The sequence below is a fragment of the Polyangiaceae bacterium genome (assembly GCA_016715885.1).
Classification (GTDB): Bacteria; Myxococcota_A; Polyangia; order Polyangiales; family Polyangiaceae; genus Polyangium.
In genome coordinates this window covers 177819-193294 of sequence record JADJXL010000026.1, presented here as the reverse complement: position 1 = coordinate 193294, position 15476 = coordinate 177819, and the positions used below count along the sequence as shown (strand labels likewise).

Annotated in this window: 11 protein-coding genes; 6 read left to right on the top strand and 5 right to left on the bottom strand. The window is 59.8% G+C overall.

From position 1 onward, the window contains the following. Positions 1 to 67: 67 nt before the first annotated feature. Entirely contained in the window at positions 68 to 1294 is a 1227-nt protein-coding gene (locus IPM54_40645) for a cytochrome P450 (protein MBK9266083.1), read from the bottom strand. 439 nt (positions 1295 to 1733) lie between these two features. Between IPM54_40645 and IPM54_40640 the strand changes: the two genes are divergently transcribed. Further along, positions 1734 to 3593 carry a beta-lactamase family protein gene (locus IPM54_40640; GenBank protein MBK9266082.1) on the top strand — a complete coding sequence of 620 codons (1860 nt, stop codon included), beginning with the start codon at positions 1734 to 1736 and terminating at the stop codon, positions 3591 to 3593. Positions 3594 to 3695: 102 nt separating this feature from the next. Here IPM54_40640 and IPM54_40635 read toward each other — a convergent pair whose 3' ends face one another. After that, a complete protein-coding gene (locus IPM54_40635) occupies positions 3696 to 6683 on the bottom strand; it encodes a DNRLRE domain-containing protein (GenBank protein ID MBK9266081.1) in 2988 nt (995 codons plus the stop codon). Between the two features lie 590 nt (positions 6684 to 7273). Between IPM54_40635 and IPM54_40630 the strand changes: the two genes are divergently transcribed. From IPM54_40630 to IPM54_40615, 4 genes are all read left to right on the top strand, one after another. Continuing rightward, positions 7274 to 8578 (top strand): hypothetical protein, encoded by a 1305-nt coding sequence (locus IPM54_40630; protein MBK9266080.1) that lies wholly within the window; start codon positions 7274 to 7276, stop codon positions 8576 to 8578. After that, positions 8575 to 9348, top strand: a complete 774-nt coding sequence (locus tag IPM54_40625; GenBank protein ID MBK9266079.1) for a hypothetical protein — start codon at positions 8575 to 8577, stop codon at positions 9346 to 9348. The genes IPM54_40630 and IPM54_40625 overlap by 4 nt, the downstream gene beginning before the upstream one ends. Positions 9349 to 9388: 40 nt before the next feature. Further along, positions 9389 to 10207: a hypothetical protein gene (locus IPM54_40620; GenBank protein ID MBK9266078.1), complete on the top strand. Its 819-nt coding sequence runs from the start codon at positions 9389 to 9391 to the stop codon at positions 10205 to 10207. 419 nt (positions 10208 to 10626) lie between these two features. Then, on the top strand, positions 10627 to 11355 hold the full coding sequence (locus IPM54_40615) for a hypothetical protein (GenBank protein MBK9266077.1): 729 nt from the start codon (positions 10627 to 10629) through the stop codon (positions 11353 to 11355). A 15-nt stretch (positions 11356 to 11370) separates the two neighbouring features. Here the strand turns inward: IPM54_40615 and IPM54_40610 are convergent, their stop codons facing one another. Then, entirely contained in the window at positions 11371 to 11955 is a 585-nt protein-coding gene (locus tag IPM54_40610) for a hypothetical protein (protein ID MBK9266076.1), read from the bottom strand. Between the two features lie 3 nt (positions 11956 to 11958). On the opposite strand from IPM54_40610, the gene IPM54_40605 reads away from it, so the two are divergent. Continuing rightward, positions 11959 to 12336 carry a VOC family protein gene (locus tag IPM54_40605; protein ID MBK9266075.1) on the top strand — a complete coding sequence of 126 codons (378 nt, stop codon included), beginning with the start codon at positions 11959 to 11961 and terminating at the stop codon, positions 12334 to 12336. Between the two features lie 19 nt (positions 12337 to 12355). Here IPM54_40605 and IPM54_40600 read toward each other — a convergent pair whose 3' ends face one another. Together IPM54_40600 and IPM54_40595 are read right to left on the bottom strand one after the other, a co-directional pair. After that, positions 12356 to 13576, bottom strand: a complete 1221-nt coding sequence (locus IPM54_40600) for an exo-alpha-sialidase (protein MBK9266074.1) — start codon at positions 13574 to 13576, stop codon at positions 12356 to 12358. Further along, positions 13573 to 15456 carry a hypothetical protein gene (locus IPM54_40595; GenBank protein MBK9266073.1) on the bottom strand — a complete coding sequence of 628 codons (1884 nt, stop codon included), beginning with the start codon at positions 15454 to 15456 and terminating at the stop codon, positions 13573 to 13575. Before IPM54_40595 ends, IPM54_40600 begins: the two co-directional genes overlap by 4 nt. Between the last annotated feature and the right edge of the window lie 20 nt (positions 15457 to 15476).

Below are 15476 nucleotides of genomic sequence, written 5' to 3'. Positions count from 1 at the left end.
ATGAAATGGCGCCCATTTGCTTCGAATGCGGCCCGTGAGGTCGCGCTCGAACGCCGCGCAAGATTCGTCAAGCCGAGGCGCTGACGCGGAGAGGCAGGGTGTCGATGTTGCGAAGAATCGGCTGTGATCCGTAGACCGGCTCGCCGGCGAGCTCCACCTTGGCATAACGCTCGAAGAAGCCCCGCAATGCAATTTCGGCCTCCATTCGGGCAAGCGATGCGCCGAGGCAGAAATGGGCGCCATGACCGAACCAGACGGTCGTTCCCGGAACCTGGCGACGGATGTCGTATACGTCGGCATCCGCAAGGTACTCGGGGTCGCGAAGCGCAGACAACAGCGAGAAAAAGACCGGTTTGCCGCGTTCGAGGTGAATGCCCTCGAAGGTGAAAGACTCTTTGGCATAACGAACGAGCGGCACGCGCTGAATGCCATCGTAGCGCAGCGTCTCTTCGAATGCATTGCGGAGAAGAGCGGGGTTTTCACGCACGAGCGCAAGCTGGTCCGGGTTGCGCAGGAGCGCGAGAATCGTGTTGTTCGTCCCGTGCACCGTGGTGTCCGTGCCGCCCGCCAAAAGGGCGCCAACGAGCGCGACGAGCTCGGCGTCGCTGAGCCGTTCACCGTCGTCACAAGCCGTGACGAGCTGGCTCAAGAGGTCGTTTTCCAATGGCGCGGCGCGGCGCTCGGCGACGCATTCGCGCACGATCGCGCAGCCCCGCGAGAAGGCCGGCATGTATGACGCAAACAGCTCGGGCGGCAGCCCCGGCAGGGCCGTGGCGATGAGGGCGTCCGAATAAGCGATGAAATCGTCCTGATAATGCTGAGGAATGTTCAGAACGCTCGCAATCACTTGCACGGGGTAGAGTCGATTGAAGTCCGCAGAAACATTGATTTCGCCCTCGCTCGGGAGTTTGTCCAGCAGCGCGTCGATGATCGCCTTCACCTTGGATCGATGCACCTCGACCGCACGCGGGCCGAAGACGGGGTTCACGAGCTTGCGAAGGCGCGCATGCGATGCCCCCTCGGCGTAAAACAGACTATGTTCAATCTGCGCCGCGAATTCGGGAAACGACGTTTTCATGTCGGCGTGAAGGCCAGCACCCAGCGTAGGATCGTTTCCGAGCCTGGGATCCTTCATGATCGCGAGGCAATCGCGATAGCGGAAAAATATGGGCCCACCACCCAGCTCCCAGTGAAGCACGGGAGCCTCCTTGCGAAAGCGGGCAAACAGTGGGTACGGATCCTTCACGAACGAAGGATCCATGGGATCGAAGCGTAATTCTCGAGAAGGTGTCATCGTCATGGCCCAGCTTCATACCACACCATGATTTCCTAGAAGTACACAAAAGCGCTCGAGGCAACAAACTGTCGGCACGCTCGGCTCGAGTTTGCCATGGGGTCAATGGCCGGTGCGCTCGCGGCCGACGCTGCCGGCGTCGGGAGTATCGCTTCGGATCTCGACGTTCCAAGCTTGGAAAACGTGCCAATCGCCTTACCAATCCCCTTTGCATCGAATACATGCTGGTGTATGAAACCGCATGCGCTCCCTCTTGCCACTGACTCTCGTCGCCGTTGCGGCCTGCGGCTCACAACCTTCGCCATCCAATCTCGTCCCCACGGCAGGTGCCGCGCCATCTGCTGCGGCAACGCCTTCGCCGACGCCGTCGGCAAGCCAAGCAGACGCCGCTAAAGCATCGGCTCCGGAACGAATCACCGCCGATACGCCAAAAACCACCATGGCGGGCAATGCGTTCATGGCGCCGGCGGGTTGGAGCATGGTCGTCAAGGGCTCGGCAACCATTCTGGAGGCACCGGAACCAGGCTCGCGCATCGTCATCGTCGACGTCAAAGCTGCTGATGCAGATGCAGCCGTCAAGCTCGCGTGGGAAGCTTATGGAAACGACAAGAAATGGCCCTTGAAGTCGGCGGTCGATGCGCCCGATCGCGACGGGTGGACGCGTATTCGTTATTATGACTATCGAACATCACCCAATGAGAAACGCGGTGTGGGCGTCGGCGCGCGTTTTGCGAACGATACATGGACCGTAACGATTTACGACATGGACGACGCCGTCGGGGAAAAACGCGGGGCCCAAGTGGGTCTCATTTTCAGCCGCCTCTTGCCCAAAGGACGCACACGTGAATCGTTTGCCGGAAAAACCGCCAAGCAGCTCGACCAGGCACGCATTGCAGAGCTTGCAAAATTCGTCGAGACCGCGCAGCAAAAACTCGGCGTACCCGGCGTCTCCATTGGGATCATTCAAGCCGGCAAAGTGGTATTTTCCGGGGGATTCGGGGTCCGGGAAATCGGCAAAAAAGGAGCCGTCGACGGCGACACCAAATACCTGATCGCTTCGAATACCAAGGCGTTGACGACGCTCATGCTCGGCAAACTCGTCGACGACAAGAAATTCACGTGGGAAACCAAAGCCACGAGCCTCCTGCCGACGTTCAAGCTCGGCGATGCCGATACGACCGATCGCGTCCTGGTAAAACACCTGATTTGTGCCTGCACGGGCCTCCCTCGCCAGGATTACGAATGGATCTTCCAATTCGCCGGCGAAACGCCGGACACGGCATTGAAAACATTGGGGACCATGCAACCCACGACCAAATTCGGAGAACTCTTTCAGTATTCGAATCCGCTCGCCGCGGCTGCCGGGTACGTGGGCGGACACGTCGCCTTCCCGAAGCTCGAAACGGGCAAATCGTACGACGAGGCCATGCGCACGCTCGTCTTCGAGCCGCTCGGGATGAAAAACACGACATTGGACTTCAAGCGTGCTCAAACGGGGAACTTCGCGTCCCCGCATGCGAAAGACATCGACGGGAAAACCGCGCGTGCCGTCATCAACGTGAATGATGCCGTCATCCCCGTACGACCCGCAGGAGGCGCTTGGAGCACGGTGAACGATGTCCTGAAGTACGTCCAAATGGAACTTGCCGAGGGCAAACTTCCCAACGGAAAAGAATACATTTCGAAAGACGTCCTTCTTGCGCGCCGCGCCCCGCAAGTCGCGCTCAATGCCGACGCTAGCTATGGCATGGGCCTCATGGTCGACAAGACATGGGGCGTGACCGTGGTGCACCATGGGGGCGACATGATGGGTTTTCATAGCGATATGATGTGGCTCCCCGAGCATGGAGTCGGCGCCGTCGTGCTCACGAATGGCGATCAAGGGCAGGTCATTCGCAACCAATTCCAGCGCAAGCTGCTCGAAGTCCTTTTTGACGGCACGCCACGAGCGGACGCGAACGTGGCCGCGCAAGGCAAGAATTTCCTCGAATACATAGCAGCCGAGCGCAAATTGCTCACCGTCCCCGCCGACGGTGCCGAATCGGCCAAGCTCGCGCCGCATTACAAAAACGCAGCCCTCGGCGACCTCGAGGTCATCAGAAAAGGCGCCGCCACCATCTTCGATTTTGGCGAGTGGCAAGGTGAAGTCGCGTCCCGCAAAAATCCCGATGGCACGGTGTCGTTCATTCCCACGACCCCCGGTGTTGTCTACTGGTTTGAATTCGTCGTCGGAAGCGGCTCGAAACGAACCCTCGTCGCGCGCGATGGACAACACGAATACGTGTTTCAAGAGCAGTGAGGCCTACCGGTCCAGCACTATTCTCGAGCATTTTCGGGTTGCGGTAGAATGCGTCTGGGCGACGCCCTGGTGAGAATGAGGAATGCGAGGGCAGCGCGATTGCTACTGCTCCGGGGCTCGATTCACATAACAAACATCCAGTCGTGGCCGGATCGCCTTTTCGTTGTTTTCACTGCTCGCGAATTTCGTAAACGACGCGGCTCCTTGCGATAGCAAAATCCCATGGGAATCTCCCGTGTGATTCACCCACGCCTCCACGATCGCCGTTTCGAGCGGCACGCTCACCGGACCGACTCCACCCGGAAATGGCTCCGCGATGTCCGTATCCAGCACGTTCGGGAACGAGCTTGCCGTTACCGTGTTTTCGCTCCACTGGCTCCCCACAAGGTTCACCACAATCTCGCTCGCCTTCGCGCCGGCACCAAGCCCGAAGAGCGTCAACTTGGCCGATTTCACGGGTGCATTGGGAGGAATGACGCCGAGGTCGAAATCGAGCAGCGACCAGGTCAAACCAACTTGCGACAACCGGCCCACCAGAAGCTCCTGCGCGCCGCCGAAGTTGCTCGTCAACGCATTGCTCGATAAGAATGTGTCGAATACGTCACCCTCGATTCCACGCTGAATGGTGACGCAGACGTCTTCACAAGCATCACCCACGTTGTCCTGATCCGAGTCTTTTTGGGATTTGTTGGACACGTCGACACAATTGTCGCAAAAGTCGCCAATCCCATCGAGATCACTGTCCGGACCACACTTGTCCTCGAATTTGCAGGAATCAGCCGTGAAAGACACATTCCGCAACATGTGACTCATCCAAAGCCCGCCGCCGCTGCCGTCGGCATTCGTGGGCACATAGGCCCGGATCCGGACATTGCCCTTGCTTTCGGCCACGCCAATCAAACGAATCGGATGCTCGATTTTCGATTCCGGCGATCCCTTCGAGCTGGCGTAATAAACGCCCTCGCCTTGCCCTTGCAAGGCGTAGCCATAGGGATATCGCGACGAGCCGACGTACGCGGAAGGGTTCGTGAATGGCCGCAATGAACCGTCTTCATTGAGGACGCGCACCAGAGCCTTGATTTCGCCAGTCGTGAATACTCGCGTCGGCCCTTGCACGGCATTGCCGTAGCCGGGCGTGAGGTGGTAGGTCGCCGGATTGCGCACGCGTGCACCGAGCGTGCCATGGTAATGATTCGAGTCATCCGGGCTCGTTCCGCGCCGAAGATTGACATGATAGCCGCCCTCCCTCCAAGGGCCCTGCGAGGCGGCAATCTCATAATTCCCCGGGCTCGAAAATATGCCCCTCGCTGCGCCTCCCGTGGTGCCCGTCCGCGCGTTGCGTTCGTAGCCTCGTTCATCGGTGAACTGCGCGGGAAGGCCGTCGTCTTCGGCGACCCCGGAGACGTGTGCATTCCCAGCGTGAATCGACGTTTCGCCAATGCAACCATCGAGGCGAATGGTTCCGGTGACATACGCCATCTGCGTATCGAGCGCGATGATTTCTTGTCGCATTGCATAAGGCAGTTCGGGACTCGAAATCAGTGGATCGTGCGCGTCGACGAACGTGAACGCGTCGCGATCGAGTCCGCTGCTTGCATCGTCTGCCTTGTCGACGGGGTGAATCGTTTTGATTCCCGGCGCTGGCCAGCGGAACCATCCTCGAGCACCGGACGGCCATTCGAGCCATGCACGTGGCCCCGGATTGCATACCGACAGTCCCCAGCGACCCTCCCGGATCGCTCGATGGTCGTATTTCACGGGCTCGTCATTGCTCGTGTAAAGCAGCCTTTCCTTCCCGTGGATGTCCACGCCAGCACGTTCGTGATTGTACACGTTTTCATTGGTTGCCCCGGTATAGGGAACGCTGTATTTGCGCACCCTTGGTCCCGAATTCGAGGGCTCGGACGGGTCGCGCCGGAAAAATACACTCCCCGACAAACGTCCTTTCGGTGGAACCAGTGTCGTTTGGGCCGTATACGTATCGCATTTCTGTTTTACTTGCAGATCGGTGGAAGGAACGGTCACCACGCTGAGCGGAGCACCCGTGGAGTCCGCCAATTCTACGGCGGCGTCCTCGAAGCGATAGGTTTTTCCGGGCAGCAGCAATACTTCGCCCGTGACCGTCACGCGGCCGTTTTTCCACGTGGACACGAATCCTCCGACGCTCGCGGGATTCGGCGCGATATCGCCTTGCACGATGGCCCCGTCGACGTTTTCATCCGACACGAATTCGCCCTCCACCGAGCCATCGAGCGCCCGTGCGCGGAAGCGTAATGCCGAAACGCCGACATTTGGCGTATGGATCGTGACTTGAAAACGCACGCTCACGAAGTCGGTGCGCACGAGGTCGAGCGTCATGTCTCCTTCTTGCGGAGCAGCAAATGGGTTTGCCGGATTGGTCGCAAGAGGAGCGGTGAGCGTCGTGCTTTTCCGCCCGCGGCTCGATGCTTGGTATTCCCACGTCACGTCCTGGAAACGATAATTCAAATATTGCATTCCGCCGGGTGTATGGACGAATCGCTGCAGGAGCACGGAATAGGTGCCTTCTTGCGGATTGACGCGAGTATTGCCGTGAACGGCATCGAAGTCGGTTCCGCCGAAATCGAAGGCTGTGAGGTTGGTATTCGACACGGGAGCAGCTCCGCCGGCGAGTTTTCGCAGGTTGAGCGGTGGAATGGTGCCCTTGGGGGGTTTTTTTGGATTGCATTCTCCGATTGCGAAGGCGCCTTCGAGCAGAAACGGGCGCAGCTCGACGGAATAGGCATCGATTTTGGGATCCACCTCGGACTTGATGTCGCCGTCATCGCAGGGCGCAGCGGGATCAGTGCATGTATTGGGTCCCCAGCCTTGCCGTGGCCCGCCGTTTTGGCATACGGGATTGACGGGAGGTGCCGGCTGTGTGTCGTCCCCGATGTCGTCAGGGTCGGGTTCGGGTTCGGCCTCGATGTTCGCGCCGATGGAATCGACGTGCCCGTCGTGGACCTGCGATGCGTCGTTGCATCCGCCTGGCAAGAGTGCTGCGGCCCCGAGGGCGGTTGCAGCCGTCCATGGAATCAATGACGCGAGGTTGGTAAGGTTGCGAGGGTTCATGATGCGCGGCATCTTAGGGAAAAAACGCGCGCCGGAAAAATAGATAAATTTTTCAAGAACTTGGCGTCGGTTGCTCGTGTCTCGGGTTGCCTTGCTTCCAGGCTTCGAGCTGGCCAAGTCGGGCCGAGCGTGAGCTTGTCGAGGGTCCCAGACGGCTCTGGGGAATCGCCACGGGCGTTCCCGAGGGTCCCGGACGGCTCTGGGGAATCCCCACAGGCGTTCTCGAGGCTCCCGAACGGCTCTGGGGAATCCCCACAGGCGTTCTCGAGGCTCCCGGACGGCTCTGGGGAATCCCCACACGCGCTCTGGACCCTCGCGAAGGCGTCTGTCCATGCGCCAGACGCGTCGTCGAGCCTCGTCAAGGCGTCGTGTTATGGTCCGGGTCGCTTTCGGGAGCCTCATCGGCGGCTGTTTGGCCGCGCCGGCGGCTCGAAGGGCGCACGCGGTCGGCGAGGGCCGTCTCGCCTGCCAATCGGAAGATCCCCACGAGGAACGTCGCGACGCGACTGAAACGTTCATCGTATGCGGCGATTGCATCGTTTTTCGCGCCTCCCCTTGACAGCGCATTCCCAGCCTGATGCCCTCGAAGGATGCAAGCTGCCCGCCATTTCGTCGCGCAATGCCTTCGCATCGTCGTGATTGCCCTGACCAACTACGGGGCAGCATGGTTAGCGTTTGCATGGGCGACCCTTGGCTGCGGACCTGGCGTCGTCCGCGTCGTGCAACCGGATTCGACGGCATTTCTGCAAATAACCAATGCCCAAGTGAGCGTTGAGGCGCGGCGTTCTGCGCATTTGATGGGGCAATGGGTGCGTGGGCGTGCGCCCGACAATATCGGCATTTTCGAGGACAGCAAGCTCCCCGAACCGTACACCCAAGATGACGAACCCGGCATTTGGCCTTCCGAATATCACTTGGGATACGCTGCGCTGAGGCTCATTCGCGAGCATTATGCGGCCGCTCATCCGGCGTACCGCGTGCTCGAAGACGGCAGTATCGAGGAGATTGTCGACGTAGCCGGCGGAAACGTTCACCTCGTAGCGGATTTCGACAGGGATCGCCGCCCTGATATTGCGGATGTCGAGGGGCGGGTTTTATTCGAAGTCGTTCCGCGAGGACAAACACACCGTTCCGCGGCGAACAACAAGGTCGATTGGCATCTTCGGGTGATCAACAACGCCATGCTCGGCGTTCCGAAGTTCAAACTCGGTACGGGTTATGGCGGTGAGGTTGGGGTGCGCTTTGCGGAAGGCGCAGCGCCGTGGAAAATCACGTGGGAAACGACGGATCCGGGGGTTGTCGAGTACCGATGGCTCGTGCTCGGCGCGGAGCAGCAAACCGCAGAGTCCCATGGCGATGCGTACGTGGGCAATCGCTGGCGTGAGCCGACGCTGCGGGAGATATCGCGATTGGGGCGGGCCCTCCATGAAGTGGTGGAACGGTTGGTCCAGGCGCGTGAGGAACTGGGACGAACGCGTGCCGAAGCGACGATACCGATTCTGCCTGGAAAATCGATAGCGGACTACCTGCGGTCGGTGACGCTGTGGAGCGCCCACGACGATGACGTTGCGCGGTTGCTGCCGATCATGCGCGAGCCGCCTCCGGCACCGGCGCGTCCGGACCCGCGCCTTATGGCGGACACGAAGGGCGGTTCGTCCGGCGCGGGTTCGTCTCCGAAGATGTACACCGGTGCGACGAAGCCCGACGGTCCCGTCGTTCCACCGCACCCCAGCGCACCCGAGGCGTACACGCTCCCTGGCCGTTTCGGGAACATGCCTTGGCAGTACTTCATGGGGTATTCGGCCCATCGCGCGATCGCTTATCACTACCAGGCCCGTTATCAAGCTCTAGGCGAGCTTGTCTTCAAGAACACGTCAGCGTTGGAAAGATCGTGAAGGAGGCTGGCGGTGAACCGAAGCTGCTTCACTGGTCCGAAGCGGACCTACGTCCTGACATCACCCACGTCAGGAGACCGACCGAGCAGTTTGTCTTCGAGATCAAGCCTGAAGGACCCAAGCATTTTGTGAAAGGCAAGGAAAAACTTGCGCAGTACATCGGCGTCCTGAACGTCGGCATGGTCGGAAAGCCCAAGGTCTTCGTTCCGGGCTCCAAATATGAGGGCGAATTGTGGATACGCTTCAAACGGGGCACGCGCCTCTGGGCCGTCAAATGGCATTCCGCAGCGCCTGGTTTGTTACTCTATAGGTGGATCAAGCCCGAGGTTGCCGAATCCGGCAAGGACATGGCCACCTTGGAAGAAGAATGGCGACAAGCCATCCAAGACGGTCGATGGCGGGACATCTCTGAAAAGGAGATGGCGGCGGATGCGGAAGATCTGTTCCTTACCGTCGACATGCTCGTAGGGCTCCGGGAAACGCTGGGGCATTTCCGCAACGTCGTGACGCTGCCCATTCATGGCGTGGGTCTGGCTGCGGAGGTCGTGCTTTCGGCGAGACTGTGGGACCAGTTGGACGCGACGCCGCGCGTGGTGCCCATTGTCCGCGTGCCAGCGCCAGTGAAGCAACCAGCCGTGCCCCCCAAGGCGCCGCCTCCGGTGAATGCGCCGTCCTTGGGGTCCGATATCCATCCTCCACGCCCGACGCCCGCGCGTCCTGCCGCGCCCGGAAAAACACCCTCGGGTCCCAAGACCGTGTCCCCGAATTGACTTGCCATCGTCGTTGGCCTGTGCGAAGGGCGTGGGCACCATGTCCGACAAGGTAGCCTCGACAGACCCGAATGCGCTGCTTTTCCCGGCGTTTCTGTACGGCCCCCACGCCTCGTGTCGGCGCAAGATGAAAGCCGAAGCCAAGAAGTGGACGAAACGCTACGAGGAACGCGGGGAATTTCCTGAGCCGAAGCTGATTCCCGTGCCACCGGGATCGGTGATGATTTGCCTTGGTGTAGAAGCGGACATCGTTGCATTTGGCACGGACACACATAAGCCGTGTTGGTTTTTCTATTTGATGGATGAGCTGCGGATGGAAGTGCGTCCGAGCTCTGGCCCTCAATATGCGGTGTTCCAGTCCAAATTCGACGCTTTCTCGTGTCGGTATCCCTGGGGCGCATTGGCTGTCGCCACGAGCCCGACGGAAAGCACCATCGACCTCGTCTCGCGCCGGTTGGAAGCGGTGTTGTCGTTTTGGGAACAGCTCGACACGTTGCGGTATCTTCGTATCCGCCAGTTTACTTTGGCGAGTCTGATGCACTTCCTTTATGAAGGAACCATTCGGATGTGGGTGGATGCCCCCGCGGGAAGCGTCAAGGACGTTCTGCGCGCCGCCATCGAACGAATGCGCAATGCATCCGAAGACGAAATCCAAACGCGCCTGATGAGGCGCTTGCACGAATTTGCCGATACAGAACCCGAATTGAAACATCGCGAATGGCTCAAGTCGCAAGGTGTCATCGAGGCGGAGCTGGTGCACACCAAAAAAACGTATCCGGAGCGGCTCGAGGACATGAAGGCAATGGGGCCCTATGCAGGTTTCCTGAGCGATCTCGAACGCAAATACCCCGGCGATTGATACGAATTCGTTGCAACCACGCAAAGGCTCGACGATGCCCGAAACGACAGCCTCGACAGACCGACAACTTCGGCTCCCAACCCCGCCGGTCGATGGATCGGACTCATTCGCGCGAAGCAATCCAATGAGCCTCTAAAAGCGCGTTGCAAACTTGCCCCGTTACCGATGCATGATCGCCCTCGGCACTTCGCCCGTCGCGTTCCCGAGGCTCCCGAACGGCTCTGGGGAATCCCCACACGCGCTCTGGACCCTCACGAAGCCGTCTGTCCATGCGCCAGACGCGTCGTTGACCCTCGTCAAGGCGTCGTGTGCTCGTCCGGGTCGCTTTCCAGAGTCGTCAGATTGTGTGTTGGAACATGTACATGGGAGGAGAACTCTCCACTTGCGTGCGTCCGCGCAATAGGCGATGTTGACATGCCGTGCTGAAACTCAACAAAACCTTTATCGCCAACCCTGCGGCATTTCTAAAAAAGTTCGTCATCGAGTATTCGGCAGCGCTGAGCGCAGCAGAGGGCGAGCTCGGCAATATGGTGCGCACGCTCGCCCGCGGCGTGCATGATTTCGATCTCACCCAGACAAACGCACACCTGGGGGGCGTGGTATTGAGGCCTTGGAGCGAACGAGGCACGCGGAGCACGTGGTTTGCCAATCGTATCCGTGCATTTTGGCTACCGTGGCGGCTGGGCAAGACGGTGTCGGTTGATCTTGGCTCGCTGGAGGCAAACGGCGCTCAGTTCTTTTTTACCAGCCAGTTTGATGGGTGCCGATTCGAAATCGGGCCCGGCTCCGCACCGGTCGTCGCGCACATTCCTGCGAATACCGACGGCGTGACGAATCCCAGCAGTACGGCGAAAGAGCGCGACGCTCTCGCGTGGCGGGACAAGGAGAGCCGCCGCATCTTCGGCGACGACGCCCGACCCAGGCGGTTTTCGCAGACCCGAGACTACAAAATTTCTCGCATTGCCAACGTCGTCGGCAAGAAGGGTAGCAACGGACGGTGGCAGTTCTGGGCACAGGGCATCAACTATGAAATGATAGAGCGCAAAGGAGAGCGCCCGGCAGTAAAGGTGATTCCGGGGCCGCTCGATGAGGAAGGAAACACCGTGATCGAGCTGTCCAACGACCGGAGGCGAGCACGCAGCTTGTAGTCGAGGCGTTACGCGTCAATCCACTTTGGCGGTGCGCAACTTCGCGTCCAAGCACGTGACCCTTTCTTGCGCGTCATCCTTGCTCGTCGTGCATTTGAGCACTGCATCATTGAGCGTCGTCGTATCGAAAAAAGCCACCGCACGATCGAGGCACGCCGCATGCTCGCTCCATCGAGTCGCCTTCTTGCATAGATCGCGCGCATGGGTTCGCATCAACAATTCGCCATCCACCGTCATGGCCTGTAACCTTTTCTCGTCCTCGGCGCTGACGACGATTCGATCGGAGACATGCTTTCCATCCCGGTAAGTCTCCTCGATCGCGTACTTGTTGTCCATGCTCGTCAAGAAGCTCTTGTACATTTCATTCGCATGATCTTGCGATGCCTGAGCCCGGAGCGCATCGATGAATTTGCGCGCATTGTACCGCGACAGCTCCGCGATTTTCTTCTTCAATGCGCCTTCGATGCACCTTGCAACCCCCTCGTAGGCCTCATGAGCCGAATGGCATTGGCTGCGCGCCACCCTCAAGTCGACATCGTCGACGAAGTCGATCAAGTTTCTCTGGCATCGGAGGATCGTCCCTTCATGTGTTACAGTCATCCTATGGCCATCGAACTCAATCACACGATCATCCATGCCTTCGACAAGCACAAGGCGGCGAACTTCATGAGCGAAATCCTGGGTTTGCCGCCGCCCGAGCCGCTTTGGCATTTCCTCGTCGTTCGCACGGCCAACGGCGTGAGTCTCGACTTCATCGAGACCAGCGAGAAGTTTACGCCTCAGCACTATGCGTTCCTCGTCAGCGACGACGAGTTCGACCAGATCTTCGGCAGGATCAAGGCGCGCGGCCTGACCTACTGGGCCGACCCGAGGCAAAAGATGCCCGGACAGATCAACACGAAATTCGGCGGGCGCGGGGTGTACTTCGAGGATCCCTCGGGCAACTACCTCGAGGTCATCACGCGACCCTATGTCGCCTGATCGGGTGGCCGAAGGAGCCTCAGGGCACCGTAACCCGCACCAGCACTTTATCCGGTGTGGGCATCAGGTGCTCGGAGGTCTGCAATTGTATGTCATTCTGCGAAAACCCACGCATGGACGCATTGTCGCCCATCAGCAAGAGCAGATCTTTGCCATTCGACGTCGGGTCGACGCTCAATCCCCATACATGCTGCCCATAACCGCCTCGAGGTCGCACCGGCACGGGGGCATCCCAGGTCACGCCACCGTCCGAAGACACGCGAATCGCCGCCTGCCATCGATCGGGGCCGCTATTGCGCTGCAACGCGAATACCAAGCGCCCGTCGGGAAGAGGCACGAGCGACGTGAAGCTGAGCCACGGGTCGTCAATCACCGATACGACCGTAAAGGAAGTGGCGCCCGGTGACCATTTCAATATTCGGATGAGGTCGTTGCCGCTGCGTTGCATGAGGAGCAAATCGTCGCCGTGACGCGCGAGTTTTTTGGGATAAGTCTCCCAACCGGCGCCCATCGGCAGGGTGGCTTTGACGTCGTCGAGCTGCGTGCCGTCTTGAGCAAAGCGAAGTATGTGCACGTCGCCGGTGAATTGCAGCGCGAGCACGACCACGTCGGTCGCGCTGCCCGCAAGACCTATTTGATCATCTATCGCCGTGACGTTTTTCGATGCGAGAAGATCGGTGAACACGGGCGCGGCAATGTCGGGCGCACGCCACAATGCGAGCCGATTGGTTTGGCGCTCCAATGCAAAGAGCGAAGTGCCCACGAGCGCCGAGGCTTGCGGCGGATATTGCACCGGAGCACCGCCGACCAGCGGTGTGAACGACTTCGTCGCGTCGGACCACTTGTCGACCTGAAGTTGCGTGGCGCGCACGACGAGCTCGTACAGCGCGCCGCCCGACGTGTGAAAGAGGGGCAAACGAACCGCGTCCACTTCGGCGAGCGTTTGAATCGGAGCGCCTTCGGCAAAGTGGAAAAGCATTTGGTTCGTGTACTGGGTGCTTGCGGCCGTGTATTGCCCCGCGTTGTTCGTGGGTTGCACCGAGGCGAGCATGACGAAGCGGGTGCCCCCGGGCGAAACGGTCGGCGCGCCCAGCCCGACATAAGGCTTTTTGCCTGTCGCCAACAATCGCCCCTGAACCTCGGTATTCGTGTCCCGAGCCTTTTCGGGCGGGGTCGTGCTGGCGAAGAACACCGAGTTGTCGTCGCGTCGCACGATGGCGTGAATGCGGCTTTCATTCACCGCAATGCCTTGCACCTCCCAAAGGTGATGCGCCTTGTCCCACTCTTCGATCTCCGTGACGGGCGGAGCCCAGCGCGCCGAAAGGTCATCATGAAACGTCCCTTCGAGCGGGTCGATGCGGAGCAGCGGGCCAAGGGTCGTATCGCCAATCCATGTCGTGTCGCCGACGCGAAATGCAAATGGATATTGCACCGGCGGGCTCGCGTGCAGGTACTTGATTGGGTAAAACGAATAATTCGCCCCATCGAGCACGTGTGCGCGGGTCGCGTCGTCGGTCGGGCGCCAGTTTTGCCAGCTAATGCCCGAAGGGATTCCCGCGCCAGCCATTGCGAAAAATCGGTGGGCCGAATCGAGCTCGGGTTGGCCAGTTTTGGGGTCTTGTGGCGCGATTTGGGTTTCATTCCACTTTCCGTTTTCGGCGTGATAGCGAAATGTTTCGACTTCGGCGCGGAGGCGAAAAATCGCTGGACGACGACGTCGGGCTTCGCGCCTCCGTCGCTTGGCCACACCAGACCGAGCCCCTCGATTTCGCGAACGATTGATTTCGTGGGCGAAGAACATATGCCGGTGACTGGGTTGAATGGGTATTCGATCACGAGCACCTCTTCGGTATTCAATGCGTCATCGGTGGCTTCGACCAAACGTACGTGCGTACGACAAATGAGCTCCTCGCTCGTTGGTTCCGAGCTCATCGCGTACGCGACGAACGCGCCCCCGCCTTTGCGTGGCAAAATCGCGATTTCGGTGCTCGTTTGATCTTCACCAACCCCCCCTACCCAAAGTTTTTGCTCCTGCTCGCTGTCGGTCATCAGATTTCGGCGTATGGGCAATTCTCGGTGTCGAAAAACGCCCGAAGCGTCGCGGTCGGCGAGCACGAACTGAGGCAGTAGCCAGCCGCTCGAGCGATACGCGACATAAGGCAGCCCGCGCTCGTCCACGGCAAGCTGGGGCGAAATCACCTCTTCACCAAAGCGTGAGGCGACTGTCGCGCCAAACCCGGTACCCGTCCACTCGGCGAGCAAGAGCGGCTGCCAGTTCACCGTATCAGTGCCGTCATTGGGCAGCGGTTGGGCGAGCGTGAATGGATAACCTTTCGGGTCGAAGGTGAGGCGTTGATAAAGGCGCGGTTGGTCTTCCCACGTGCCGCCCGTGAGCGAGCGTAATCGCGTCGAAAGAAGCGGGTGCGTGCCGTCGGCGGGAGGGGCGAGTTTTTCATCGACGACTTCGACTTCAATGGGGGATTCGAGGCCGTTCACCCGCAGCGTGATGGTCGTATTACCGACCGAAACGCCCGTGATGCGCCCCCTTTCGTCGGTACTTGCAATCGACGGCGCGGCGCTCGTCGCACTCACGCCCTCGGCCGTGTGAAAGGTGCGCTCACCGCCGATCTGGTGACGTGCCTTCGACAGCGTATACGCTGGTATCGAGCGGGTTTCGCCGATTGCAATGCGCAAGGCCCCTACGTGTAGCGGCACGAGCTGCGTCGCATAGGGAGGAGCGACGACCACATCCCAACTGACTTTTTCGTGTTTCCCGAATGGCTCGCGCGCAAATTCTAACCCGAGAAAGGATGGCCCCATGACGTTGATGGTTACGTCGACCTGGTAAACGCCCGCCGAGGGGTGGCGATGAACGACGGTACCCATGTCGGGCGTGACAGGGAAGTTGAACGACATGAAGCTCGTCCAATTGAAATAAGGTGGGTCGGTGGGCTCGTCGTTTTCGTTGAAAAACCGGGCCTCGTAGCTGAGTTTATCACCCACGCGCACGAGCTTCGTGCCGGTGTCGCCGCCCTCCCAACGCGCGATCGTAGTGGATTTCTTTTCGGAACACCCTGCAGCGACGAGCGCTACGACAGCGAACGGCCAGACGTTACGCATGCTTACCTCCTCACCGACAA

Coding starts and splice junctions, on each gene's coding strand:
- IPM54_40640 (MBK9266082.1), top strand. CDS start 1,734: ATGGCGGGCAATGCGTTCATGGCGCCGGCGGGTTGGAGCATGGTCGTC.
- IPM54_40595 (MBK9266073.1), bottom strand. CDS start 15,456: ATGCGTAACGTCTGGCCGTTCGCTGTCGTAGCGCTCGTCGCTGCAGGG.
- IPM54_40605 (MBK9266075.1), top strand. CDS start 11,959: ATGGCCATCGAACTCAATCACACGATCATCCATGCCTTCGACAAGCAC.
- IPM54_40635 (MBK9266081.1), bottom strand. CDS start 6,683: ATGAACCCTCGCAACCTTACCAACCTCGCGTCATTGATTCCATGGACG.
- IPM54_40645 (MBK9266083.1), bottom strand. CDS start 1,294: ATGACACCTTCTCGAGAATTACGCTTCGATCCCATGGATCCTTCGTTC.
- IPM54_40620 (MBK9266078.1), top strand. CDS start 9,389: ATGTCCGACAAGGTAGCCTCGACAGACCCGAATGCGCTGCTTTTCCCG.
- IPM54_40630 (MBK9266080.1), top strand. CDS start 7,274: ATGCAAGCTGCCCGCCATTTCGTCGCGCAATGCCTTCGCATCGTCGTG.
- IPM54_40610 (MBK9266076.1), bottom strand. CDS start 11,955: ATGACTGTAACACATGAAGGGACGATCCTCCGATGCCAGAGAAACTTG.